Genomic DNA, 25,913 nt, shown 5'->3' on the forward strand with positions numbered 1-25,913 from the left:
TCATGACCGCTGCAGTGCGCGAGGACCTCGACGAGTTCGATCTGGATGCGCGGTGGGTTCTGCATCCGCAGGTGGCGTTGCGTCCGGAGTCGTTCGGGGCGTTGCTGTATCACTTCGGAACTCGCAAGCTTTCGTTTCTGAAGAACCGCACGATCGTGGCGATCATCGAATCGCTGCCCGAGCACTCGGACATGCGGTCGGCGATCGCAGCCGCGGGGATCACCGAATCCGCGTCGGCTCCGTACGTGAAAGCACTCACCACGCTGGCTCACTCGAACATGATCACCCGCCCGTAAAGCCCTGACCTACTGCAGAAGAGGACTTCCGCCCATGACCTCCACCCTCGAAAGACCAGCTCCGGTTGGAAAACTGGTCGATCAGTTCGAGCTCGGGCTCGACGCACCGATCTGTCTGACGTGGGAGTTGACCTACGCCTGCAACCTGTCGTGCGTGCATTGCTTGTCCTCGTCGGGTCGCCGCGACCCGCGCGAGCTCAGTACCGAGCAGTGCAAGTCGATCATCGACGAGCTGCAGAAGATGCAGGTGTTCTACGTCAACATCGGTGGCGGTGAGCCGACGGTGCGGTCGGACTTCTGGGAGCTCGTCGATTACGCGACGGCCCATCAGGTGGGGGTGAAGTTCTCGACCAACGGGGTCAAGATCGACAAGAAGGTCGCTGCGCGTCTGGCGGCGTCGGACTACGTCGACGTACAGATCTCCATCGACGGTGCAACCGCCGAGGTCAACGACGCTGTGCGCGGACCGGGTTCGTTCGACATGGCCTGCCGGGCTCTGGAGAACCTGAAGGAAGCCGGCTTCCGCGATGCGAAGATCTCGGTCGTGGTCACCCGGCACAACGTCAGCCAGCTCGACGACTTCAAGGCTCTCGCCGACAAATACGCTGCAACACTGCGTATCACCCGGTTGCGGCCATCGGGACGCGGTGCGGATGTCTGGGACGATCTGCACCCGACGGCCGGTCAGCAGCGCGAGCTCTACAACTGGCTCGTCGCGAACGGTGAAGGCGTATTGACCGGTGATTCCTTCTTCCACCTCTCGGCATTCGGTGACGCTCTGCCCGGGCTCAACCTGTGCGGTGCAGGCCGTGTGGTGTGTCTGATCGATCCGATCGGCGACGTGTATGCGTGCCCGTTCGCCATTCACGAGAACTTCCTCGCCGGCAACATCGTCCGCGACGCGAAAGACGGAATGGGCGGATTCCAATCGGTTTGGCAGACATCGGAATTGTTCCAGGAACTGCGCTCGCCGCAGACCTCGGGCGCGTGCACCAAGTGCGCCCATTTCGATGCGTGCCGTGGTGGATGCATGGCAGCGAAATTCTTCACCGGCCTGCCGATGGACGGCCCGGATCCCGAATGCGTCATCGGTAACGGCGAAATGGCGTTGGCAGCGGCGGGGGAGATCCCCAAGTCCAGCGTCGACCATTCCCGTACCGGGCAGCGCAAGACCCCACGAAAGTCGGTGCCGCTGACGTTGATGATGCGTCCGCCGGCGAAGATCTGCGACGAGAACCCGCTCGCAGGAATGGAACAGGAACACTGATGGCGAAGAGCGAGTGGTTCGAGACCGTTGCCGAAGCGCAGCGGCGTGCGAAGAAACGCCTACCGAAGTCGGTGTATGCCGCGCTCGTGGCAGGCTCCGAGCGCGGGTTGACGATCGACGACAACATGGCGGCGTTCGGCGAGCTCGGTTTCGCCCCGCATGTGGCAGGTCTGTCGGACAAACGTGACCTGTCGACGACGGTGATGGGGCAGTCGCTGTCGTTCCCGGTGATGATCTCCCCGACCGGTGTGCAGGCGGTTCATCCCGACGGTGAGGTCGCCGTCGCGAGAGCTGCTGCGGCGCGGGGGATTCCGATCGGATTGTCCTCGTTCGCGAGCAAATCCGTCGAAGAGGTCGCTGCGGCCAACCCGCAGACGTTCTTCCAGATGTACTGGGTGGGTTCGCGTGAGATCCTGCTGCAACGGATGGAGCGTGCCCGTGCCGCGGGAGCTGTCGGGTTGATCATGACCCTGGACTGGTCGTTCTCCAACGGCCGCGATTGGGGCTCTCCGTCGATCCCGGAGAAGATGGACCTCAAGGCAATGGTGCAGTTCGCGCCCGAAGGCATCATGCGCCCGAAGTGGTTGTGGGAGTTCGCCAAGACCGGCAAGATTCCCGACCTGACGACCCCCAATCTGACCCCACCCACCGGCGGTCCTGCGCCGACGTTCTTCGGTGCGTACGGAGAGTGGATGGGTACTCCGTTGCCGACGTGGGAGGACGTGGCGTGGCTGCGTGAGCAGTGGGGTGGGCCGTTCATGCTCAAGGGGGTCATGCGCGTCGACGACGCCAAGAAGGCTGTCGATGCAGGCGTGACCGCTATTTCGGTGTCGAATCACGGCGGCAACAATCTCGACGGCACCCCTGCTCCGATCCGGGCGCTGCCTGCGATCGCCGAGGCCGTCGGCGATCAGATCGAGATCACTCTCGATGGCGGAATTCGCCGTGGCAGCGACGTGGTGAAGGCACTGGCGTTAGGTGCGCGGGCTGTGTTGATCGGCCGCGCGTACTTGTGGGGTCTGTCTGCCAATGGTCAGGCGGGTGTGGAGAACGTGCTCGACATTCTGCGCGGCGGAGTCGATTCCGCTGTCCTCGGCCTCGGCCACACCTCGGTACAGGATCTCTCACCGTCCGATGTCGTGATGCCTCTCGGATTCGACCGCAAGCTCGGGGTCTGAGCGAGCGCGTGTGGTTCGAGACCGTTGCCGAGGCGCAGCGGCGAGCGGCGAAGCGTCTACCGAAGTCCGTGTACGCAGCGTTGGTGGCGGGGTCCGAACGTGGTCTGACCGCGGCAGACAACACAGCGGCGTTCGGTGAACTCGGGTTCGCCCCACACGTGGCGGGGTTGTCGGACACGCGCAATCTGTCGACAACACTGATGGGACAGGCTCTTTCGTTTCCCGTGATGATCTCGCCGACGGGTGTGCAGGCGGTCCACCCGGACGGTGAGGTCGCTGTGGCGAGAGCGGCAGCGGCGCGGGGTCTGTCGATGGGATTGTCGTTGTTCGCGAGCAAACCGATCGAGGACGTCGTCGCTGCGAATCCGCAGACGTTCTTTCAGGTGCATTGGGTGGGTTCGCGGGAGTTGTTGCTGCACATGCTTCATCGTGCACGTGCCGCGGGTGCGGTCGGGCTGATCGTGACGATGGACTGGTCGTTTTCGGAGGGCCGTGACTGGGGTAGCCCGGTGATTCCGGAACGCCTCGATGCCAGGGCGATGCTGCGGTTCGCGCCGGAAGCTCTGTCGCGGCCGCGGTGGCTGACGCAATGGGTGCGGTCGGGCACGATCCCTGACCTGACCGCACCCAATCTTGCCCCGCCCGGTGGGCCGGCGCCGACGTTCTTCGCTGCGTATCGGGAGTGGAAGTCCACCGCGCTGCCCACGTGGGAGGACATCGCGTGGCTACGCGAGCAGTGGGGCGGGCCGTTCATGCTCAAGGGCATCTCGCGGGTCGACGACGCGCTGCGGGCCGTGGACGCAGGCGTCACCGCGATGTCGGTGTCCAATCACGGCGGCAACAATCTCGACGGTTCCCCGGCGTCGATTCGGGTGTTGCCGTCCATCGTCGGGGCAGTGGGCGATCAGGTCGAGATCACCCTCGACGGTGGTATCCGGCGGGGAAGTGATGTCGCGAAAGCACTGGCGCTCGGTGCGCGAGCTGTCCTGATCGGACGGGCGTACCTGTGGGGTCTGGCCGCGAACGGTCAGGCCGGGGTCGAGAACGTGCTCGACATTCTGCGCGGCGGCCTGGACTCCGCGGTCCTCGGTCTCGGACGTGCTTCGGTGCACGACCTGTCACCGTCCGATGTGGTTGTGCCGTCTGACTTCGAACGGTCGAATCAGCGCCCCGGTCTGGGATAGCCGACGCCGATCCGAGTCCGGGATCCAGAATCGAGGGGCTGATTTTACTCGCCGGTCCGACTGCGAGGTTACGAATCGAGACTCACCACTCGGACAGGTGAGTGTGACCGTCCTGCAGCGCACGTGCGAAAAGGGCGGCCTTCGTCGGCGCGCTGCGGCCCACAGCGGCGTACTTCTGTCGAACTCGGGTGATGTGCGTGTTGATCGTGCCCACCGAAATGTAGACGGACCGAGCTGCGACCGTCTTCGAGTCGGAGGCGAACCAGGCGAGCATGACCTCGATTTCGCGGGCGCTGAGCGCAGGCTTGCGGAGACGAGGGTCGAGCGGTGTGGGGAGTGCATCAGGTCCCCGCGGTGCAGGCCTTCGGAACGGATGATGCACTGCCGATGCCAGCGTTCGTTCGAGCACGAGAATTTCCCCCTCCAGTCTGCGCCTACCCCCGACCACACCGTCCATCGTCGACGGGAGTTCGTGGCGGAACCAGCCGGACGAGCAAGTCCGTACAAGGTCAATACGGACGGCCACGGACGCCGTACGTGCGTCATTCAAACGCATCAATTTGGTGTTTGTCCTGCTCAGCGTGACGAATGAGTGCCGCTGTCGACGACTTTCCAGTCCTATAGTTTGCGCTCATGACCCCCGACCGCCCGGATCCCTCGTCGATCTCGGACCGCACCGAATTCGCGGCAGCACTGCGTGCGGTCAGGGTCGAGGCAGGCGCAACGGTCCGAGAGGTCGTCGAGCGTTCCGGTGGTTTGCACGGCACCATCAGCGGTTGGTTCTCCGGCCACCACGTTCCGACCAAAGCCAGCGCCGAGATGTTCGCCGCCGTACTCATCGCATGCGGCGTCGACGCCGAGGACGAGCGCGCACTGTGGTGGGATGCGGTGTCCCGGGTGCGGTCCATCCCGGGCAGACGCGCCGTCGATCCGGTGAAGGGCGACCCCCCGTACAAGGGCCTTGCAGCGTTCGAGTCAGCCGACGCCGAGTGGTTCTTCGGACGTGACGATCTCATCGAGCGCCTGGGCACTCGCGTCCGTCGCGCCCTCGACTCCGGTGGAGGCATTGTCTTCGTCGTCGGTGCTTCGGGCTCGGGTAAGTCCTCGCTCCTGCGTGCAGGTCTGGCATCGAGGTTCCCTGGTTCGGACGTCCATTCCGGCGTCGGCGATATCCGTGCCTTCCCCGAGCGAGCCGAATCGTTCGAGCCGGGATCACTTCTCGTCCTCGATCAGGCCGAGGAGCTGTGGACACTGGCGACATCGCCTGAGCGCGAGAACTTTCTCCGTGCGGCATCGGCGTTGCCGAGCGCGGGGTCGGTTCTCGTGGTCGGACTGCGGGCGGATTTCTATCAGGACGCCGCGTCCGAGGACGCGCTGCTTGTCGGACTGTCCGACAACCCGGTTGTTGTCGGGCGTCTCACCGAGTCACAACTGCGGGAGGTCATCGTCTCGCCTGCCGCGAAGGCGGGTGTCACCGTCGAGGATGCTCTCGTGCAGGTCTTGGTCGGCGAATTGGGTCCGCGCGGATCGCAGTTCGCCCACGACTCGGGTGCTCTGCCGTTGCTGTCCCACGCTCTGCTGACCACGTGGCAGGCGTCGAGAGGCAGCACGCTGACCGTCGCGGACTATCTCGAAACCGGTGGGATCGGCGGCGCAGTGGGGCAGAGCGCCGAGGAAGCGTTCGTGGCCCTGACCGCCGAACAGCAGCGCGAAGCACGACGCATCTTCATGCGGCTGGTCAATCTCGAGGACGACGTCGTCACTCGTCGCCGCGTGGATCGTGTCGAGCTGTTCCAGGGAGACGAGAACGCAGACGCGGTGACCGACGTCGACGTCGTCGTCGAACGGTTCGCCGCGCGCAGACTGCTGACCGTCGAGGAAGAGACCGTCCAGGTGACCCACGAGGCGTTGCTCACGGCGTGGCCGCGGCTCGGTGAGTGGCTCGACGACGATCGGCAGTGGCTCGTCGAACACCGCCGGCTCACCCAGGCGGCGGAACTGTGGGAGAACAACGAACGCGACGACGGCTCGCTGTTGTCCGCATCGAGGCTGCTACTCGTGCAAGAATCCATCGGACCGGTGCGTCGGCGAGACCTCAATTCCGTGGAGAGGCACTACCTCGAAGCGAGCGCCGACAGGATCGAGCACCGGACCCGAAGCGATCGCCGTCGTCGACGCACCCTCGAGACGCTTGTCGGAGCACTCGCGTTTCTGACCGTGCTGGCCGTGACACTGGCGGTGACCGCGTTCGTTGCCCGATCGGACGCCAACAGTCGGCGGGTCGACGCCGAACACGCCGAGGCGGAGGCCGTCTCCCGTCAGATCGCCGGTGTCGCACAGCAATTGAGGAGCCAAGATCCCGGTCTCGCGGCCTACTTCGCGTTGGCGTCGTACGAGGTGGACCGAACGTCGGAGGCGCGATCGGCACTGCTCGATTCGTCCGCGATCCACACTCCGGTGCGGCTGCTCGGGGTGGAGGGCGAGGCGGTGACCGCGGTCGACCCTCGCGGAAGCATCGTGACGACAGCCGGTTCCGACGGACATGTGCGGATGTGGTCCCTCGCGGACGGACACGCACAGCTCGGCGAAATCGTCTCCCGTGACGTGTCGGCGTTGGCGTTCGATCCGCGCGGTGGCGTTCTCGCCGTGGGTGGGTTCTACGGCGTGGAACTGTGGGACGTGTCGGACCCGGTAGAACCGATTATGGTGTCGCGCAACGATATCAACGAGGCTCGGAGCCTGTCCTACTCTCCCGATGGCCGCTTGCTTCTCGTCGGTACCCAGGATGAGACGATGCCGCTCCTCGACGTCTTCGAGCCCGCTCGGCCGGTCGCAATGGCAGAAGTGACTCAGCCCGGCTCGCCGACAGCGACGGAATTCAGTCCCGACGGTCGGTACCTGGTGACGGTCGGTCCCGGTCGCGCGATGCGGTTGTGGGACGCGACCCGACTGACCGCGTCTCCAGCAGCCCCTGTCGTTCCGCTGATCGACGTCCCCTCGGACGGGTCGACCTACACCGCGCTACAGCTGGCCTTCTCTCCCGACGGCAGCACGTTGATCGCGGGTACCACCGGTCGCGAGGTTCTGCGCTGGGCGGTCGACGGCGGTCGGCTGTCTCCACTACCGGCGTTGACGGGATTCACCAGTTACGTCAACGATGTGGCGTTCAGCGGAGACGGGGTGTTGATCGCTGCAGCGAGTTCGGACAATTCCTCGAAGGTGTGGGACGCCGCATCGGGAACGCTGCAGCGGACGCTGCCCGGCCCGATCGAGGTGACCTCGCTCGCGTTCGCGCCTGATCTCTCGTCGATCGTCACCGCCAGTGGCGATGGAATCACCCGGATCTGGCCACTCCCCGGACCGGCCCTTGCCGACGCCGGTGACACGATCTACCAGAATCCCATCGGAGCGTCGGGGACTCGTCTCCTCGTCGGAGCCGGTAGCCGAGCCCCCGCCACGACTCTTTGGGACGTCTCGGATGTGGAACATCCGGTGGCATCGGAACCGTTGGTGGTCGGTGACGGTATGGAGCAGACGGGTGCGGTGGCGCTCGCCGTCGACGGCACCCGTGCTGCGGTCGGCACGACGACAGGCGGATTCCAGCTCTGGGACACAACCGATCTCGCCGATCCGGTGGCCCTCGGCACCGTTCGGACGGCAACCACCAGCTTGACCGCAGTGTTGGTTTTCGACCGCACCGGCACCCTGCTGGTCGCGTCCGGCCAGAACTCGAGCGATGTGTCGTTGTGGTCGCTGGCCGACCCCGCAACCCCACGAGCGTTGTCGACCCTGGAGGCGGGGAACTACCCCGCGGAGATGGCGCTGTCGCCCGACGGTTCGGTACTCGCCATCGCCAGTGTCGGGGGCGTGGTCGAGCTGTGGGATGTCGGCGACCCGACCGAGCCGCGCCGGACGGCCGTGCTCGGCGGGTTCGGAAGTAGCGTCCAGGCCGTGGCCATCTCACCGGATGGGCGAACTCTTGCCGCAGGCAGTGCGGATCGCTCGATTCGACTGTGGGACATGGAGAACTCTGCCGAGCCGCAGCACCTGTCGCGCATCGTCGGGCCGTCCAGCCCGATCTACTCCCTCTCGTTCGACCGGGCCGGTGCACGCCTGGCTGCCGGCGACGGGGGCTCGACGCTGTGGTTGTGGAACGTGGGGGACCGCACCGCACCCGAGCAGTATGCCGCGCTCACGGCCTACGGCCGGCGCGTCAACGATGCGGTGTTCGCCGCGGACGGGCAGGTGGTGTTGGGCGGTGGCACGGCCCGCGACGTCCGAATGTGGCGGACCGAGCCGGAGGACGTACGCACTCGCCTGTGCGGATCAGGAGGATCGGTGGTCACGGAGGCCGAATGGGCCCAGTACCTCCCTGGGGTTCCTCACCGAGAGTTGTGTAGCAGCTGACCGAGTGGGGATGGTGTACTTGCGCAATGACCGACAAGCTGCCGAGGAGCATTACGACGTCTGCTCTCGTCGCACTCGTGGCGTCCTGCGTCGTGATCTACGTCGGGTTGTTCGACGACTCGATGTCCACGACCCTGCAGGTCGTACTGCTGCTCGTCGGCGTACTGGTTGCCGGCGCAGCAATCGGCTACACCGTCGCCAAGCTCGGTCGGTCCAGGTAACGCTCAGGGCCTACTGAATCCCTCGAGCATCCCCGTGTAGAGCTTGGGCGGCGGGACGGCGAACTCGCCGCGCTTTCCGGTCCGCAGTCCGAGGGTTACGAGGGACTGCACGAACAGTGTTCCCGCGGCAACCCCGTCGACGACGGGTACTCCGATCTCGGCCGAAATGTGTTGGCACAGATCGGCCATGCCTGCGCATCCGAGCACGACGGCATCGCTGCCGTCCGTCTCGACGGCGACGCGGCACGCCTCGGTGACGATCTTGCGGGCGTCGGGGTCGGTCTCGAGATCGAGGACCGGCATGTCGCACGCATGGATACCGAGGCAATGGCGGCCGAAGCCGTAGTGATGCGCCAGATCCTGTGCCCGGCCGACGGTGCGGTCGAGGGTGGTGACGACACTGAATCCGCGGCCCAGGAAACTCGCGGCGTGCATTGCCGCTTCCGCGATACCGATGACCGGTCCGGACGCGGATTCGCGGGCCGCGTCGATGCCGGGATCGCCGAAGCAGGCGATGACGTAACCGTCGACCCCCGCGGCCTCGCCACTGGCGATCTCGGCGAGAATGCCGGGGACACTGAGGGCTTCGTCGACGTGACTTTCGATGGATACCGGCCCCATCGAGGGACTGACCGCATCGATGACGGTGCCCGGGCCTACTACGGCCCGGGCACAATCACCGATCGTTGCGGTCATCGAACCGGTGGTGTTCGGATTGATGACCTTGATGAGCACGTACGAAATCCTATGCCTTGGCTGGAACGTCGAAGTCGGTGACAGCGAGCTTGGTCTTCGTCGCCAGATAGAAGTACATGACGAAGCCGATGCCGCAGCCGATGAACCAACTGTACTTCGAGGCCGTCGACATTCCGGCGATCTCCATGCCGTCGATTGCCCCGTTGAAGAGCACGGTGAACATGGCTACGAGCGCGCCCACGATTGTGGAGTACACCGCTGCCGGGTTGTAACCCTTCGAGTACCAGTACAACCCGGTCGGCGACATCGAGAACAGTTCGTCGACAACGACTTTCTGCTTGCGGACGAGGTAGTAGTCGGCGATCAGGATGCCGAACAACGGTCCGATGAACGCACCGAGAGTTTCCAGGGTCAGGTGAATGACCTCGGGATTGTTGTACAGGTTCCACGGGGTGATGAGCACCGAGCCGATGGCGGCGATCATGCCGCCGGCACGCCAGCTGATCTTCTGGGGGCTGACGTTGGAGAAGTCGAAGGCCGGCGAGATGAAGTTGGCGACGATGTTGATGCCGATGGTGGCGATCGTGAAGGTCAGGGCACCGAGGACGATCGCGAACGTGCTGTCGATTCGGGCGACGGTCTCGACCGGGTCGGTGATCAGCTCACCGAACACCGGCAGCGTCAGCGAGGCGGTGACGACGACGAGAATCGAGAACACCAGGAAGTTCACCGGCAGGCCGAGGAAGTTGCCCTTCTTCACTGCGGCATAGGACTTGCCGTAGCGCGAGAAGTCGCCGAAGTTGAGCATCGGACCGGAGAAGTACGAGACCACGAGCGCGATGGCGCCGAGCATCACCGGGATCGAGCTCAGACCCGTGTGCTCGACCTCGCCGAGGTTGAGGTCGATCGCGCCCCAGCCGGCTTTCCAGATCAGGTAGCCGCACAGCATGAACATCACGACGTAGACCGCAGGGCCGCAGAAGTCGATGAACTTGCGAATGGACTCCATGCCACGCCAGAAGACCGCGGCCTGGACAACCCAGAGGAACAGGAAGCTCGCCCAGCCGAGCAGGGAGAGTCCGACGAAACCGTAGTCCGCAGTCACCGCGTACGGAGCCAGCGACGGGAACAGCTTGATCAGCACGATATCGAGTGCGGCCGAGGCCAGGAATGTCTGAATGCCGTACCAGGCCACCGCGATCAGACCGCGGATGATGGCCGGAATATTGGCACCGAGGACGCCGAAGACGCTGCGGCAGATGACCGGGTACGGAACCCCCGATACCTGGCTGGGCTTGGCGACGAGGTTGCAGAAGAAGTAGACGATCGTGATGCCGACGAGGAGCGCGATCAGCACCTGCCAACTGGCCAACCCGAGCGCGAACAGGCTGCCCGCTGTCACGTACCCACCGACCGAGTGCACATCCGACATCCAGAAGGCGAACAGGTTGTACGAGGTCCAGGTCTGCTTCTTGAGCGGAGCCAGATCCTCGTTGGTCAGCCGCGGGTCGTAGCTGTCCTTGATCAGTCCACCACCGACGGGGTGCCCCGCGGCTTCCACAAGATCTCCCGTTTGGGCGGGACCGTGCGCTGTATCTGTCATCGATGCTCCTGACGGCATGGCGTATGAGGTGAACGAAGGAGATGAATGAGGAAAAGTTAGCGGCGTAGTGTTGCGCGCTCGTGACGTAAGCGATATATCTTTAGCGGATTTTCTATCGCGACTGGTCGGACGGCGGATCGGCGAACAATCCGTGGTCGTTCGACAGTGTCGAAATGACCGAATTGAGACGCGTGTGATGATGCTGTGCGGCGCGCAGTAGACCCGCGGAATCACCGGCCAGGAATGCCGCGAGCATTTCGGCATGATCGCTGTGCAGTGACGCTCTGTCCGACCCGGCGACATGAACCATGGGTTGCACGGGTTCGGTGATGTTCCAGGCGGATTCGAGCATGTGCAGTAACCGGTGCATCCGAGACGGGCGCGTCAGCGACAGGTGGAATTCACGTGAGAGTCGGTGATACTCCCGTGAGTCGTCCTGGGCCAAGGAGGCCTCGAGTTGTCTGTTGACCTCGATGAGGTGTTCGCGGTCGGTATCGGTCGCCAGATCGACCGCGACCGGTAGTGCCGCAGTCTCGAGAACCTCACGCACGATGTACATTTCGCGAAGTTCGGCCGCGGTCAGCTGAGCGACCGTGTAGCCCAGGTTCGGTCGATGATCGACCAAGCCCTCGCCGATGAGTGTCTTGAGGGATTCGCGCACCGGAATTCTGCTCACTCCGAAAAGTTCCGCTACTTCATTGAGTGGAATCGGTGTATTCGGAGGCGCATCGCCGGCAAGAATGACTCGGCGTAACTCTTGTAGAATTGTCGGCTGCGGGCCACCGGGTGCCGATATCGACAATTGCGAGAGCAATATGGATCGGCGACGGGGTGGCACGAATCGAAGATTATCGTCGCAGTGTTTCGGCGGCGTGACGTCCTCGTTCCATCCGATAGCATCTGCACTCATGGCCACGGACCCCCTCGGTACGCAGTACTGGCCGGACATCGACGGGTCTCGGACCCTCGTGGTGCCGGTCGGCTCGACCGAGCAGCACGGTCCGCACCTCCCGCTCGACACCGACACTCGTATCGCAACAGCCGTGGCGCACACCATCGCGGATGCCGTCGTGGCCCCCGCGATCGCGTACGGAGCCAGTGGCGAGCACGAGGGATTTCCCGGCACAGTCTCGATCGGGGCCGCAGCGCTCGAAGCGGTCCTGGTGGAGTACGGGCGCTCGGCGTGCCGTTGGGCCGAGCGGGTGGTCTTCGTCAACGGACACGGAGGTAACGGCCCCACTGTGCGGTCCGCAGTGCTGTTGCTCCGGTACGAGGGACGCGATGTCGTGTGGTTCCCGTGCGCGATACCCGGAGCAGATGCTCACGCCGGTCGCACCGAAACGTCGTTGCTGCTGCACCTTTCGCCCGAGGTGGTGGACATGAGCAAGGCCGAGGTAGGGAACGTGGCCGACATCGCCGACCTGCTCCCGTCGCTTCGCGTCGACGGCATGGCACCGATCACTCCCAACGGCGTGCTCGGCGATCCCACCGGGGCCGATTCGGAGGAGGGGAGGCACCTGTTCGAGGCCCTCTGCGTCCGCGCAGGCGATGCAGTGCAGAGATGGAGTCCCTCCGAGCACGGAGTGATCACATGATCGAACACGGTGAAACGCCTGCTGGGGGACCGGTCGACGATTCCGGAAAAACGGGGCATGGGTATGTTCCGTCCGATTTCACGGGTGGCCGACACTTCGGCGTCTCGTCCGCTTACGATCTCCTGATGGGTGAAGGTCGGTTGCCTGATGGCTTCGGGGTGCGAGTGGATCCACGCGTACGCACATTCTCCGAAGGGCGCGTCCTGATCGGTGGTTCACCGACCCGCATGCTCAAGCTCGCACCGACCGCTGCGGCGATGATCGGCGATGGATTCATCGAAGTGACCGACTCGCAGTCCGCTCTCGTCGCTCGCAAATTGCTCGACTCGGGTGTCGGGAACCCGCGCCCGATGTCGATCCCGTCGCCGTGTGACGTCACCGTCGTCGTACCGCTCAAGAACAACGAGGCGGGATTGGAGCGGTTGATCGCGGCGCTGCACGGATTGCACGTCATCATCGTCGACGACGGGTCGGACGTCCCGGTCGCAGTGCCGAGGGTCTCGTGGAGTGTGGGCAGCGTGACGGTGCTGCGGCACGAGCGCTCGCGCGGACCGGCTGCGGCGCGGAACACTGGCTTGCGTTGTGCTACAACAGATTTCGTGGCGTTCCTGGATTCGGACGTCGTCCCGCGTAAGGGGTGGCTCGAGGTGATGCTGGGCCACTTCTCGGATCCGGCAGTCGCTCTGGTGGCCCCTCGCATCGTCGCACTCGAGTCCGAGGGCAGCGCGCTGGCCCGGTACGAACACGCCCGCTCGTCGCTCGACCTCGGCCGTAGGGAAGCTGCAGTACGCGCGGGCAGCTCGGTGTCGTACGTCCCCAGCGCCGCCATGTTGATGCGTCGGTCGGTGGCGATGGACTGCGACGGATTCGACGAGTCGATGCACGTGGCCGAGGACGTGGACCTGTGCTGGCGATTGCAGGAAGCGGGGTGGCGGCTGCGCTACGAACCCGTCGCCCACGTCGCGCACGAGCATCGCGTCACCTTCGTCGAATGGTTCGCCCGCAAGCTGTTCTACGGGACCGGTGCCACGCCGTTGTCGGCACGTCATCCGGGAATGGTGCCGCCGATCGCGATGTCTCCGTGGACGTTGGTCGCGTGTCTGCTCGCCGCGAGTCTGACGCGAATCGGGCTTGTCGGTGCTGCCGCCACACTGGGCGTGACGATAGTGCGCCTGCGAAAGATGTTCGTCGGTCTGGATCAACCCACGCGGATCGCGGCCATTCTCGCCGCCGAGGGTTTTGTGGCGGGGTTGTGGCAATTGGCGTCGGCCCTGTGTCGACATTATTGGCCGATCACGCTGCTCGCCGTGTTGCTGTCGAGTCGTATTCGTAGAATTGCGCTGGGATTGGCTGTGGCAGAGGCCTTTTCGGATTGGTACAAGCATCGTGAGCTCGGCGGCCTCGATCCTGTGCGCTATGCGTTCTACAAGCGAGCCGATGACGTCGCCTACGGAGCAGGGCTGTGGCGCGGTGCACTGTCCGCGCGCAGTGTCGACGCGCTCAAGCCACGCCTCGACGGCTGACGTGGTGCGAGCCCGGTCGGCTCCGTCGACGGTGTGAACCCGATCGAGTTCGCCGACGTCATCGTCGTCGGAGGTGGCTCCTGCGGCTGCGTTCTCGCGTCGCGGCTCAGCGAGAATCCCGATCGGTCGGTGCTGTTGCTCGAAGCCGGACCGGCGTTCTCCGGCGTCGACGATGTTCCGGCGGCCCTGCTCGACGCGTCGACGCTTCCCATCGGCCCCGGCAGCGAATGGGTGGGAACCTACACGGCCGAACTCGCCTCGGATGTCTCCCGGACGATCGCCCGAGGCCGGGTGCTGGGAGGCTCCGGCGCAGTGAACGGCGGCTACTTCATGCGTGCCACGCCGGGTGACTTCGACGCCTGGCCGCAATCGGTGTGGTCCTTCGATCAAGTGCTGCCGTTCTACATCGGCTCCGAAACCGATCTCGATGCCGGAGCGATCAGGCGGTGGCACGGTTCCCGCGGACCGATACCGGTCTCGCGCACCCCCGCGCAGGACCGACATCCCCTCACGGCGGCATTCGTACAGGCCGCGACGAACGCGGGATTTCGATTCCACGAGGACATGAACGCTCCCGATGCAGCCGCAGGGGGAGTGGGCAGCGTGCCGTCGAACATCCGCAACGGGATCCGCGTAAGTGCTGCTCTGGCATATCTTCTGCCGGTCGTCGGACGAAAGAACCTGAGGGTGCAAGGGAATACGACGGTGGCGTCGTTGATGTTCAAGGGAAACAGGGTGATCGGGGTCGAGATCATCGCCGACGGCGTACGCCGTGTCGTCGAGTCCGACACCGTTGTCCTCTCGGCCGGCGCGGTGCACACCCCCGCGTTGCTGCTTCGATCCGGCGTGGGACCGTCGGAAGGCTGTGCTGCGCTTGGCGTTCCGGTGATCGCCGACATTCCGGGAGTCGGCCGAGGTTTCAGCGATCATCCCGAGGTTGCCGTCCCCGTTGCCATGGCGAACGAATTCTCGACGGTATCCCCGGTTCTGGAAGCGGTGCTGCATGCGGGCGACGTGGAGATCAGGCCGTACACGAGGAGATTCGATCGACTGATCTCCGGTCTTCCACCTGGGCCCCACGTGTTCGGTGTCGGCCTCATGCGCTCCACGGCACGAGGCAGCATCGCGCTGCGCAGCACCGATCCGTTCGAGGCCCCGGACGTGAGATACCGCTACCTCGAATCGGCGGGCGACCGGCGAGCGATGCGAGGTGGCGTCGAGCTGGCGCGAGATCTGCTCGCATCGCCGTCCATGGCCTGCCGGGTCGAAGTCCCCGCGAGCGACGACCCTCTCGCGGCACTCGGTACGTCGCTGCACCTGTCCGGCAGTGCCAGGATGGGACCCGAGTCCGACCCCGGGTCGGTGCTCGACGACCACTGCCGTGTGCGCGGAGTGGACGGTGTCCTCGTCGTCGACACGTCGGCGTTTCCGGTGGTGCCCAGCCGTGGCCCGCATGCGACGGCCATCATGTTCGCAGAACGCGCCGCTGCGTTGATGGGAGTGGAGCCGGCGGGATGACTGGTGACCGTTGCAACCACGGGGTGCGCGTCGAGGCGTAGCGTTCGTGGTCTGGGGACCGTTCAGGTTCCCCAATAGATGGGTTACTGCCATGTCGGACAAATCGCCCCGCAACACGATGACCAAGAAATCCGGCAAATCTCTCAAGGACAAGCGCGCGGACAAGCGGGCCAAGTCGAGTGGTGACACCAGCAACGACATCATCACCTCGGCCGTCAAGAAGAAGTAGGCACTCGGGGTCGGCGCGACCGGCCACGGCCGCGCGCGTCGACCACGGCTGTATCCTTGCTTGTGAGCTGGGTTACAGCGATGTGGACAGGTCACGGAGGAAGCGTCGAATGGCAAGCCGATCGGACAGTGGTGGCAACCCCTGGGTCGCAGTGCGCCCCGGCGAGGACATCGCTGTGCTCGCACGCCAGATGTCCAGTGCCCATCAATCTTTCGTCGACGATGTTCGCACCCACGGTTCGACCGTCAGGTCCGTCGTGCTCGATTCGTGGATGCGCAGTCGGACCAAGGGTGTCGATCCCGACGGCGGCAACGACACTCCGGCACTGACCGGTGCGGACCTCGAGCGCTACCGCAACGGGCATCCGATGGCCATCATCCGTCCGGTCATCCGCAAGCTGCTGGTCGAGGACGCGTCGGACACCGGTCTGCTCGTCGCCATCTCCGATGCCGAGGGACGCCTGCTGTGGGTCGAGGGTGATTCCGCGGCCAAGGACCGCGCGCTCACGATGGACTTCGCCGAGGGAGTCGATTGGAGCGAGGAGAGCAAAGGCACCAATGCCCCCGGTACTGCGCTCGCCGTCGACCACAGCGTGCAGATCTTCGCGTCCGAGCACTTCTCTCGGTCGGTGCACGAGTGGAGCTGCTCGGCGGCACCGGTTCACCACCCCACCAGCGGCCACATCCTGGGCGCCATCGATATCACCGGTGGCCCGCGCGTTGCGGTGCCCGAGGTGCTCTCGTTGGTGCGCGCCACCGTCGCCGCCGCCGAATCCGAGCTACGCCTGCATCTGATGAATTCTCCGAAATCTTTGGGCGACACAGCTCCTCGACTCGAGGTTCTCGGATCGGGACGGCCGGGTGTGGTGCGCGGTTCCGGCCGGATACCGCTCTCTCAGCGACACGCGGAGATCCTGCTTCTGCTCGGTGAGCATCCCGAAGGCCTCAGCTCCGACCACCTCGCCGTGCTGCTCGACGAGCAGGAGCTCGACTCCGTGACGATTCGCGCCGAGATGTCGAGATTGCGTAAGGCATTCGGGACCGCAGGCCTGGCGTCGCGGCCCTACCGTCTGGTCGGCGAGCTGTCCTCGGACGTCGGCGACATCAGGCGTGCCCTCGACCGCGGCGACGTCGACGCTGCGCTCCGTATCTATTCGGGCCCGGTGCTTCCCGGATCGTCCGCACCCGGCATCGAGGAGATCCGCGAGGAACTGCGGTCCCGGATGCAGGCAGCACTGCTCCGGCTCGGAGATCCGGTGCTGCTGGCGCAGTGGACATCGTCCATTCACGGTCGCTCGGACGTGATCGCGTGGGAGGCGTACAGGGCCACCCTGAGCAGCGATTCCGCACTCTACGGGCAGGTCAGTGCGCGCATCGATCTACTCGACCGCGAACTCGGAATCTGACCGTATCGCCACTGTCGGTACCTCCGGCAGGTGCAGCGACACAGATGCCGTCGCATCGGCAACGTAGTTGCAACGTTGCAACCCCTAGTGTCCTGAATCACACACCGCATCAACTGTGAAGCACGTGTCGATCAGGAGGATTTTCAATGTCCGTCTACGCCCGTCCAGGTACCGCCGATTCCGTCATGTCGTTCCAGTCGCGCTACGACAACTGGATCGGTGGCGAGTGGGTACCGCCGGTCAAGGGTCAGTACTTCGAGAACCCGACTCCCGTCACCGGTGAGAACTTCTGCGAGGTCGCCCGCTCCACGTCCGAGGACATCGAGCTCGCGCTCGATGCCGCACACGCCGCAGCCCCCGCATGGGGCAAGACCTCCGCTGCCGAGCGCGCCGTGATTCTGAACAAGATCGCCGACCGTATCGCCGAGAACCTCGAGTCCATCGCACTGGCGGAGTCCTGGGACAACGGCAAGCCGATCCGCGAAACCCTCAATGCCGACATTCCGCTCGCCGTCGATCACTTCCGCTACTTCGCCGGTTGCATCCGTGCGCAGGAGGGGTCGCTGTCCGAAATCGACAGCGACACAGTGGCATACCACTTCCACGAGCCGCTCGGTGTCGTCGGGCAGATCATCCCGTGGAACTTCCCGATCCTCATGGCCGTGTGGAAGCTCGCGCCCGCTCTGGCCGCGGGTAACGCAGTGGTGCTCAAGCCCGCCGAGCAGACTCCCGCGTCGATCCTGCACCTGATCTCGATCATCGGCGACCTTCTTCCCCCCGGTGTCATCAACATCGTCAACGGATTCGGAGTCGAGGCAGGCAAGCCGTTGGCGTCGAGCCCGCGGATCGCCAAGATTGCGTTCACCGGTGAGACCACAACCGGCCGCCTGATCATGCAGTACGCGTCGCAGAACCTGATTCCGGTGACCCTCGAGCTCGGTGGCAAGAGCCCCAACGTCTTCTTCTCCGACGTGCTGCAGGCCAACGACGACTACCAGGACAAGGCGCTGGAGGGCTTCACGATGTTCGCCCTCAACCAGGGTGAAGTGTGCACCTGCCCGTCGCGCTCGCTGATCCAGGCGGACATCTTCGACGAGTTCCTCGCCCTCGCAGCCATCCGCACCAAGGCTGTGCGACAGGGAGATCCGCTCGACACCGAGACCATGATCGGCGCGCAGGCATCGAACGATCAGCTCGAGAAGATCCTCTCGTACATCGAGATCGGCAAGGGTGAGGGCGCACAGGTCGTCACCGGTGGCGAGCGCGCCCAGCTCGGCGGCGACCTCAACGGCGGCTACTACGTGCAGCCGACGATCTTCACCGGCAAGAACAACATGCGCATCTTCCAGGAAGAGATCTTCGGGCCGGTCGTGTCGGTGACGTCGTTCAAGGACTACGACGACGCGATCGACATCGCCAACGACACCCTCTACGGCCTCGGCGCAGGCGTCTGGTCTCGTGACGGTGGCGTCGCCTACCGCGCCGGACGTGACATCAAGGCCGGTCGCGTGTGGACCAACACGTACCACCAGTACCCCGCGCACGCCGCGTTCGGTGGCTACAAGCAGTCCGGTATCGGCCGCGAGAACCACAAGATGATGCTCGATCACTACCAGCAGACCAAGAACCTGTTGGTGAGCTACGCGCAGAAGGCACAGGGCTTCTTCTGATGAACAGCCCTCGGCCGCCCGCGCGGCTGAAGACAACCGTCGAGGCGATGGACCTGCTCCGTCGCCTCGGCGGTATCCACGGCGAACTGATGATGCATCAGTCCGGTGGATGTTGTGACGGGTCGTCGCCGATGTGTTACCCCGCAGGGGAATTCATCGTCGGCGATCGGGATGTTCTCCTCGGGTACATCGACCTCCGGCTCGGGGTGGGCGAGATCCCGCCCGACCTCCCCAGTGGCACCGATGGTGTGCCGGTGTGGATTTCGGGCTCGCAGTTCCAGGCGTGGAAGCACACTCAACTGGTACTCGACGTGGTTCCCGGCCGCGGCGGTGGCTTCTCGCTCGAATCGCCCGAGGGAGTGCGCTTCCTCAGTCGCGGGCGGGCCTACACGGACGAGGAGAACGACATCCTCGCCGAGCATCCGCCGCTCGTCGGCGTCGACTGGGAAGAAGGTCGACGGCCCGAAGTTCCCGACGATCCGTTGGTGGTCGCCGAGGCCGTCGACGCATGTCCCGTCCCGGGGATGCTCCAGGGCTGAGTGCCTCCGGCAGTGGTGCGGTTCCGCTTCTGGGTCGTTCAGCGGGCTCCACTCCCGTGTGCCGCAGGCGGCACTCGACCGCACCACTGCGCGGAGCGCATACAGTGCGAAAGATGAAGAGCGCACCGAAGTCCGACGCGGCCGAGGGCGGCGAGAGCCTACGTACCGTGATCATCGCTTTCGTCGCCAATCTCGGCGTCGCGATTGCCAAGACGTTTGCCGCGGTGTTCACCGGATCTGCATCGATGGTCGCCGAAGCAGCGCACTCGTGGGCCGACACCGGCAACGAGATCTTCTTGCTCGTCGCCAATCGTCGGGGATCGCGCGGACCGGACGATCGTCGGCCGCTCGGCTACGGACGCGAAACGTACTTCTGGTCGACACTCGCGGCGATCGGACTGTTCGTCGCCGGTGCGGCCGTCTCGGTGTGGCACGGCATCACCTCGTTGTTCGCCGGTGAATCGAGCAGCGAGAACTACCTGGTGGCCTATGTCGTGCTCGCCATCGCGTTCCTGCTCGAGGGCGTGTCGTTTCTGCAATCGGTGCGTCAGATCCGCGGCGAGGCCGCCGAGTACGACCGGGACTTTCTCGACTACGCACTCGAGACCTCGGACCCGACGCTGCGTGCAGTGTTCGCGGAGGACAGTGCCGCACTGATCGGCATCGTCATCGCCGGTGCCGGAATCGGCCTGCATCAGCTCACCGGATCGGCGGCGTTCGACGCCATCGGCTCCATCCTGGTGGGTGTACTTCTCGGAATCGTCGCGTTCGTTCTGATCGATCGAAACCGCCGATTCCTCACCGGCGAACCGGGATCGAGAGCATTATGGAACGCGGTGGTGCAGCGGATCGAAGAACTTCCGGACGTGGCGTCGGTCAGGTTCGTTCGCATCGAGTTCGTCGGTCCCAAACAGCTCTACGTGGTGGCGAGTGTCGATCTCGTCGGTGATTTCGCAGAATCACGCATCGCGCACACGCTCCGGCGGCTGGAGCGTGAGTTGGAAACCAACAGAGCTGTTGTGGACGCAGTACTGACAGTCGCCGAACCGGACGAGGGAGACATCGGCGACGTCAACGCCGTCGGGTACCAGCCGTAATTCGCCCGTCATTCAGCGATGACGCGCCGCTTACATCACGGGCCTATCTTGAACCGATTCGCGCGCCACACGTGTTGTGAATCGACCCCCTCGGGCGTGACCCCGCTCCGAGCGAACTGGTGACGAGAGGCTTGCAATGTCCGTAGTAGACCCCCAGTCGTCTCATCCGAAAGCTGGCTCCCACGAGAGCACTCAGTCGCACGTCGAGGGCGGTGACTACCTGGCCAAGCGAACTCTGAAGAAGGGGACGGCCGGCTGGGTCCTGCTGGCGGGCCTCGGAGTCAGCTACGTCATCTCCGGCGACTACTCCGGATGGAACCTCGGTCTCGCCGAGGGTGGCTTCGGGGGTCTGCTCATCGCGGCGATCATCATCGCGGGGATGTACCTGGCCATGGTCCTCGGTATGGCCGAGATGTCGTCGGCGCTGCCCGCAGCAGGCGGTGGCTACACCTTCGCCCGCCGCGCTCTCGGACCGTGGGGCGGATTCGCCACCGGCACAGCGATTCTCATCGAATATGCCATTGCTCCCGCCGCGATCGCAACGTTCATCGGCGCCTACGTCGAATCCCTCGGGCTGTTCGGCATCACCGACGGGTGGTGGGTCTACCTGGTGGTCTATGCGGTGTTCATCGGAATCCACCTCTCCGGCGCAGGCGAAGCCCTCAAGATCATGTTCGTCATCACCGCGATCGCCTTGGTCGGACTCATCGTCTTCGCCATCGCCGCCATCGGACAGTTCGACGCGAGCAACCTGACCGATATCGCACCCACAGACGCTGCCGGGGCCTCGGGATTCCTGCCGTTCGGCTACCTCGGCATCTGGGCTGCCGTCCCGTTCGCCATCTGGTTCTTCCTCGCGATCGAAGGTGTTCCGCTGGCCGCAGAAGAGGCCAAGGATCCGACCAAGAACGTCCCGCGCGGCATCATCGCCGCCATGGGCGTGCTGCTCGTCACCGGTGCCGTCGTGCTGTTCCTGGTGACGGGCGCAGGCGGTGCCGACGCCGTCAAGGAATCGGGAAACCCGTTGGTGGAAGCCCTCGGTGACGGAACCGCCAGCAAGATCGTCAACTACATCGGCCTGGCCGGACTGATCGCGTCCTTCTTCTCGATCATGTACGCGTACTCGCGTCAGCTCTTTGCGCTCTCGCGTGCCGGGTACCTGCCGAAGACACTGTCCATCACCAACTCTCGCAAGGCCCCGACGCTCGCCTTGATCGTCCCGGGCGTCATCGGCTTCCTGCTCTCGCTGACCGGTCAGGGCGGAATGTTGCTCAACATGGCCGTGTTCGGCGCGGCGCTGAGCTACGTTCTGATGATGGTCAGCCACATCGTGCTCCGTCGCAACGAGCCGAACATGGAACGCCCGTACCGAACCCCCGGCGGCGTCGTGACCACCGGATTCGCATTGATCATCGCGGCGCTCGCCGTGGTGGCCACGTTCGTCGTCGATTCCACGGCGGCGCTGTGGTGCCTGGGAGTGTTCGTCGCGTTCATGGCCTACTTCGGCATCTACAGCAGGCATCATCTGGTCGCGAACTCGCCGGACGAGGAGTTCGCCGCTCTGGCTGAGGCCGAGGCCGAGCTGGAATGACGATCTACACCCAGCAGGTCTCGGGCACCACCTACACCTTCGACGGTCTGGTGGACTTGATGGCCAAGGCGACGCCGCTTCGATCGGGTGACGAATTGGCCGGTTGCGCAGCCGAATCGGATGCCGAGCGCGCGGCAGCGCAGTGGGCGTTGTCGGAGGTCTCGCTCGATGTCTTCCTGCACGATCTGCTCGTCCCGTACGAAACCGACGAGGTCACCCGCCTCATCATCGATTCACACGACCGCATCGCCTTCGGGGCCGTCTCGCACCTGACCGTCGGAGGCCTGCGGGACTGGCTGCTCGAGGTCACCGCGAGGCCGGACGCGGCGGCGACGTTGCGGTCGGTGGCCGCCGGACTGACTCCCGAGATGGTGGCAGCGGTCAGCAAGATCATGCGCAACCAGGATCTGATCGCAGTGTCTCGAGCCGTGCAGGTGACGTCGGCGTTCCGTACGACGATCGGGCTACCCGGAACGCTCACCACGCGTCTGCAGCCCAATCACCCGACGGACGATCCGCGTGGAATCGCTGCGGCCACCCTCGACGGACTGCTCCTCGGCTCGGGCGATGCGGTCATCGGGATCAACCCCGCGACCGACTCACCGCAGGCCACGGCGGACCTGCTGCATCTGCTCGACGAAATTCGCCAGCGCTTCGAGATCCCGACGCAGTCGTGCGTGCTCTCGCACGTGACGACGACGATGGAACTGATCGACAAGGGAGTTCCGGTCGATCTGGTGTTCCAGTCCATCGCGGGCACCGAAGGAGCCAATTCGAGCTTCGGCGTGAACATTCCGCTGCTACGCGAGGCCAACGAGGCCGGCCGATCGCTGCACCGCGGAACCGTCGGGAACAACGTCATGTATCTCGAAACGGGCCAGGGCTCGGCGTTGTCGGCGGGCGCGCACATCGGCACCGGCGACCGGCCCGTCGATCAGCAGACCTTGGAAACGAGGGCGTACGCGGTGGCCCGCGATCTCGAGCCGCTGCTGATCAATACCGTCGTCGGATTCATCGGGCCCGAGTACCTGTACGACGGTAAGCAGATCATCAGGGCCGGCCTGGAAGATCACTTCTGCGGCAAGCTGCTGGGGCTGCCGATGGGAGTGGACGTCTGCTACACCAACCATGCCGAGGCCGACCAGGACGACATGGACACCCTGCTGACGCTCCTCGGCACCGCTGGGGTCGCGTTCGTCATCGCGGTGCCGGGTGCCGACGACGTCATGCTCGGATACCAGTCGTTGAGCTTTCACGACGTGCTCTACGTTCGGCAGGTTCTCGGTCTGCGACCGGCACCGGAATTCGAGTCGTGGCTCTCCCGATTGGGCATGGTGGACGCCGACGGCAGAGTCCTCGACGTCGATGCCGCGGGATCGCCACTTCGAGCGTTGATGAGTGCGCGATGACAGACCCATCGGGCGCAGTGCCCGCGGAACGGCAGGAAGGCGAGTTCTGGGGCGAGTTGCGCGCGATGACGCAGGCTCGAATCGGATTGGGGCGCATCGGTGATTCGTTGCCGACCACGCGGGTGCTCGAGTTTCGCTCGGCGCACGCTGCGGCGCGGGATGCGGTGCACATGCCGCTCGAGGTCGAGGACTTCGTGGGCCGGGTGGAGCAGGTCGGTCTCGGTGCACCGTCGGTGGTGACGTCGTTGGCGACGAGTCGCGCGGAGTATCTGCGACGGCCCGATCTGGGTCGGCAACCGAAAGATCTGTCGGACGTGGTGAATTCCGAGGACGAGATCGGAATCGTGTTGAGCGACGGGTTGTCCCCGCGCGCACTCGCCGATCACGGTGTGCCGATGCTGGAGGCGTTGAAAGCCGAACTGGCCGATCGCTATTCGATAGCGGCCCCGGTCGTCGCGACCGAGGCACGGGTGGCGCTGGGTGATCACATCGCCGCGGCGATGGGTGTGCGGACGGTGCTGGTGCTGATCGGGGAGCGTCCGGGGTTGTCCGTTGCGGACAGTCTCGGTATCTATCTGACGCATCTGCCGAAACCCGGGTGCACCGACGCCGATCGCAACTGCATCTCCAACATCCATCCGCCGGAAGGTCAGGGGTATGCGCAGTCGGCACGAATCGTGGCCGGTCTGTTGGCCGGTGCCAGGAAGCTCGGGCGGTCGGGTGTGGCGTTGAAGGACACCTCGCGAGCCGATGTGCTCGAGGCGACCGAGGCCCTCACCCTGGAGTGACATCACCCCTATCCGGGGGTGGCCGAGGGTGACGGCGGTCACTACCGTGGGGTGTATGGACAGTTATTCTTCCGGTGCGTCCGACACCGCGGTGCTGGACGACACGATCGGCGCAAATCTGGATCGAGCTGCGGCGCGGTACTCGGATCGTGATGCGTTGATCGATGTTGCGTCCGGGCGGAGGTGGACCTACTCGGAGTTCGTCGCCGACGTCGATCTGTTGGCGGCCGGATTGCTCGTGGCCGGAGTCGAGGTGGGTGACCGCGTCGGGATGTGGGCACCGAACTGCCCGGAATGGGTTCTGGCGCAGTACGCGACGGCCAAGATCGGTGCCGTGTTGGTCAACATCAATCCCGCGTATCGCTCGCACGAGCTGCAGTTCGTGCTGAAGCAGGCCGGGGTGTCGGTGTTGTTGTCGGCCACGGAGTTCAAGGGATCGAACTACGCGGCGATGATCGACGACGTGCGTCCCGAGGTGGAATCCCTGCGTGAGGTGCTGTTCATCGGGAGCATCCAGTGGGAAGCGATGACCGATCGCGGGCATCGAGCGCTGGCGAAGACTCCGCACATGATCACGGATGTGTCCGAGCGGCTCGGTGCCGACGATGCCATCAACATCCAGTACACCTCGGGGACAACGGGTTTCCCGAAGGGTGCGACGCTGAGTCACCGAAACATCCTCAACAACGGCTTCTTCGTCGGCGAGCTGTGCCATTACACCGCCGAGGACCGCGTGTGCATTCCGGTGCCGTTCTACCACTGCTTCGGCATGGTGATGGGCAATCTCGCGTGCACGTCCCACGGCGCAGCGATGGTGATTCCCGGTCCCTCGTTCGATCCGGTGGCGACGTTGACGGCCGTCGCCGCGGAGAAGTGCACGTCGCTCTACGGAGTCCCGACGATGTTCATCGCCGAACTGGCACTGGAGAACTTCGAGAGTTTCGACCTCGGCAGTCTGCGTACCGGCATCATGGCCGGATCACCGTGCCCCACCGAGGTGATGAAGCAGGTCATCGAGCGGATGGGGATGGCCGAGGTGTCGATCTGCTACGGCATGACCGAGACGTCGCCGGTGTCCCTGCAGACGCGGAGCGAGGACTCCATCGAGCAGCGGGTGTCGACCGTCGGACGCGTCGGTCCGCACCTCGAGGTCAAGATCGTCGACCCGATCGAGGGCAGCACACTGCCGCGCGGCGAGGCGGGCGAGCTGTGCACCCGCGGCTATTCGGTGATGCTCGGCTATTGGGAGCAGCCGGAGAAGACCGCCGAGGCCATCGACGACGAGGGGTGGATGCACACCGGCGACATCGGGGTGATGGACGACAACGGCTACGTGGCGATCACCGGGCGGATCAAGGACATGGTGATTCGCGGCGGCGAGAACATCTATCCCCGCGAAGTCGAGGAGTTCCTGTACACCCACCCCGATGTCCTCGACGCACAGGTCATCGGTGTGCCCGATCCGAAGTACGGCGAGGAGCTGATGGTGTGGATCAGGATGAAAGACGATGCCACGCCACTCGATTCGGCTGCGATACGGTCTTTCTGTGACGGACGGCTGGCGCACTACAAGATCCCGCGGTACGTGCACGTGGTCGACGAGTTCCCGATGACGGTCACCGGCAAGGTGCGCAAGGTCGAGATGCGCGAGCGATCGCTCGGTCTGATCGAACAGCTGCCGTTCGGCTGACATACTC

General features: G+C 64.7%; 22 protein-coding genes. 18 read left to right on the forward strand and 4 right to left on the reverse strand.

Annotated elements, in window-relative coordinates:
• Positions 1 to 2 precede the first annotated feature (2 nt).
• Genes mftB through mftD (CH302_RS21185) form a run of 4 tightly spaced genes read left to right on the forward strand, consistent with a single transcriptional unit; the run spans position 3 to position 3,925 of the window.
• Positions 3 to 296, forward strand: a complete 294-nt coding sequence (mftB, locus tag CH302_RS21170) for a mycofactocin biosynthesis chaperone MftB (protein WP_037188383.1) — start codon at positions 3 to 5, stop codon at positions 294 to 296.
• A gap of 34 nt (positions 297 to 330) precedes the next feature.
• On the forward strand, positions 331 to 1,563 hold the full coding sequence (gene mftC, locus CH302_RS21175; protein WP_037188381.1) for a mycofactocin radical SAM maturase: 1,233 nt from the start codon (positions 331 to 333) through the stop codon (positions 1,561 to 1,563).
• Entirely contained in the window at positions 1,563 to 2,741 is a 1,179-nt protein-coding gene (gene mftD / locus CH302_RS21180) for a pre-mycofactocin synthase MftD (RefSeq protein ID WP_037188379.1), read from the forward strand. The genes mftC and mftD (CH302_RS21180) overlap by 1 nt, the downstream gene beginning before the upstream one ends.
• Before the next feature lie 8 nt (positions 2,742 to 2,749).
• Positions 2,750 to 3,925, forward strand: coding sequence for a pre-mycofactocin synthase MftD (gene mftD / locus CH302_RS21185; RefSeq protein WP_371828416.1), 1,176 nt, complete (start codon positions 2,750 to 2,752; stop codon positions 3,923 to 3,925).
• Positions 3,926 to 4,007: 82 nt separating this feature from the next.
• On the opposite strand, the gene CH302_RS30695 is transcribed toward mftD (CH302_RS21185), so the two are convergent.
• A complete protein-coding gene (locus CH302_RS30695; protein ID WP_230596164.1) occupies positions 4,008 to 4,334 on the reverse strand; it encodes a LuxR C-terminal-related transcriptional regulator in 327 nt (108 codons plus the stop codon).
• 224 nt (positions 4,335 to 4,558) lie between these two features.
• Here CH302_RS30695 and CH302_RS21195 point away from each other — a divergent pair, with 224 nt between their 5' ends.
• Together CH302_RS21195 and CH302_RS21200 are read left to right on the forward strand one after the other, a co-directional pair.
• The gene (locus CH302_RS21195; protein ID WP_037188377.1) at positions 4,559 to 8,332 is read left to right on the forward strand and encodes an AAA family ATPase; all 3,774 of its coding nucleotides are present in this window, start codon (positions 4,559 to 4,561) and stop codon (positions 8,330 to 8,332) included.
• A 26-nt stretch (positions 8,333 to 8,358) separates the two neighbouring features.
• Positions 8,359 to 8,553 (forward strand): hypothetical protein, encoded by a 195-nt coding sequence (locus CH302_RS21200; protein WP_037188375.1) that lies wholly within the window; start codon positions 8,359 to 8,361, stop codon positions 8,551 to 8,553.
• A 3-nt stretch (positions 8,554 to 8,556) separates the two neighbouring features.
• Here CH302_RS21200 and CH302_RS21205 read toward each other — a convergent pair whose 3' ends face one another.
• The 3 genes from CH302_RS21205 to CH302_RS21215 all read right to left on the reverse strand — a co-directional run bounded on the left by CH302_RS21205 (position 8,557) and on the right by CH302_RS21215 (position 11,690).
• On the reverse strand, positions 8,557 to 9,288 hold the full coding sequence (locus CH302_RS21205; RefSeq protein WP_037188374.1) for an aspartate/glutamate racemase family protein: 732 nt from the start codon (positions 9,286 to 9,288) through the stop codon (positions 8,557 to 8,559).
• Positions 9,289 to 9,298: 10 nt separating this feature from the next.
• Positions 9,299 to 10,852 (reverse strand): NCS1 family nucleobase:cation symporter-1, encoded by a 1,554-nt coding sequence (locus tag CH302_RS21210; RefSeq protein ID WP_094633672.1) that lies wholly within the window; start codon positions 10,850 to 10,852, stop codon positions 9,299 to 9,301.
• 112 nt (positions 10,853 to 10,964) lie between these two features.
• A complete protein-coding gene (locus CH302_RS21215) occupies positions 10,965 to 11,690 on the reverse strand; it encodes a GntR family transcriptional regulator (protein WP_037189024.1) in 726 nt (241 codons plus the stop codon).
• Positions 11,691 to 11,760: 70 nt separating this feature from the next.
• On the opposite strand from CH302_RS21215, the gene mftE reads away from it, so the two are divergent.
• From mftE to CH302_RS21270, 12 genes are all read left to right on the forward strand, one after another.
• Positions 11,761 to 12,447 (forward strand): mycofactocin biosynthesis peptidyl-dipeptidase MftE, encoded by a 687-nt coding sequence (mftE, locus tag CH302_RS21220; protein ID WP_037188370.1) that lies wholly within the window; start codon positions 11,761 to 11,763, stop codon positions 12,445 to 12,447.
• A 125-nt stretch (positions 12,448 to 12,572) separates the two neighbouring features.
• Positions 12,573 to 13,970 (forward strand): mycofactocin biosynthesis glycosyltransferase MftF, encoded by a 1,398-nt coding sequence (gene mftF / locus CH302_RS21225; protein WP_037189022.1) that lies wholly within the window; start codon positions 12,573 to 12,575, stop codon positions 13,968 to 13,970.
• A 33-nt stretch (positions 13,971 to 14,003) separates the two neighbouring features.
• Positions 14,004 to 15,488: a mycofactocin dehydrogenase MftG gene (mftG, locus tag CH302_RS21230; RefSeq protein WP_037188367.1), complete on the forward strand. Its 1,485-nt coding sequence runs from the start codon at positions 14,004 to 14,006 to the stop codon at positions 15,486 to 15,488.
• Positions 15,489 to 15,579: 91 nt separating this feature from the next.
• Complete coding sequence (locus CH302_RS30230) at positions 15,580 to 15,717, forward strand: hypothetical protein (protein WP_167326762.1); 138 nt, start codon at positions 15,580 to 15,582, stop codon at positions 15,715 to 15,717.
• Positions 15,718 to 15,826: 109 nt separating this feature from the next.
• Positions 15,827 to 17,122, forward strand: a complete 1,296-nt coding sequence (locus CH302_RS21235) for a transcriptional regulator (RefSeq protein WP_037188366.1) — start codon at positions 15,827 to 15,829, stop codon at positions 17,120 to 17,122.
• 146 nt (positions 17,123 to 17,268) lie between these two features.
• The gene (gene exaC / locus CH302_RS21240; RefSeq protein ID WP_037188363.1) at positions 17,269 to 18,792 is read left to right on the forward strand and encodes an acetaldehyde dehydrogenase ExaC; all 1,524 of its coding nucleotides are present in this window, start codon (positions 17,269 to 17,271) and stop codon (positions 18,790 to 18,792) included.
• Positions 18,792 to 19,331, forward strand: coding sequence for a DUF779 domain-containing protein (locus CH302_RS21245; RefSeq protein ID WP_052047381.1), 540 nt, complete (start codon positions 18,792 to 18,794; stop codon positions 19,329 to 19,331). The genes exaC and CH302_RS21245 overlap by 1 nt, the downstream gene beginning before the upstream one ends.
• A gap of 113 nt (positions 19,332 to 19,444) precedes the next feature.
• Positions 19,445 to 20,428, forward strand: coding sequence for a cation diffusion facilitator family transporter (locus CH302_RS21250; protein WP_037188358.1), 984 nt, complete (start codon positions 19,445 to 19,447; stop codon positions 20,426 to 20,428).
• A 136-nt stretch (positions 20,429 to 20,564) separates the two neighbouring features.
• A complete protein-coding gene (eat, locus tag CH302_RS21255; RefSeq protein WP_037188356.1) occupies positions 20,565 to 22,019 on the forward strand; it encodes an ethanolamine permease in 1,455 nt (484 codons plus the stop codon).
• Positions 22,016 to 23,428 (forward strand): ethanolamine ammonia-lyase subunit EutB, encoded by a 1,413-nt coding sequence (locus CH302_RS21260; protein ID WP_037188354.1) that lies wholly within the window; start codon positions 22,016 to 22,018, stop codon positions 23,426 to 23,428. The genes eat and CH302_RS21260 overlap by 4 nt, the downstream gene beginning before the upstream one ends.
• The gene (gene eutC, locus CH302_RS21265; protein WP_052047380.1) at positions 23,425 to 24,216 is read left to right on the forward strand and encodes an ethanolamine ammonia-lyase subunit EutC; all 792 of its coding nucleotides are present in this window, start codon (positions 23,425 to 23,427) and stop codon (positions 24,214 to 24,216) included. The genes CH302_RS21260 and eutC overlap by 4 nt, the downstream gene beginning before the upstream one ends.
• Before the next feature lie 55 nt (positions 24,217 to 24,271).
• Positions 24,272 to 25,906: an AMP-binding protein gene (locus tag CH302_RS21270; protein ID WP_052047379.1), complete on the forward strand. Its 1,635-nt coding sequence runs from the start codon at positions 24,272 to 24,274 to the stop codon at positions 25,904 to 25,906.
• The last annotated feature ends 7 nt before the right edge of the window (positions 25,907 to 25,913 follow it).

Origin of the sequence: Rhodococcus sp. 15-2388-1-1a, assembly GCF_002259145.1 — a bacterium.
Classification (GTDB): Bacteria; Actinomycetota; Actinomycetes; order Mycobacteriales; family Mycobacteriaceae; genus Rhodococcoides.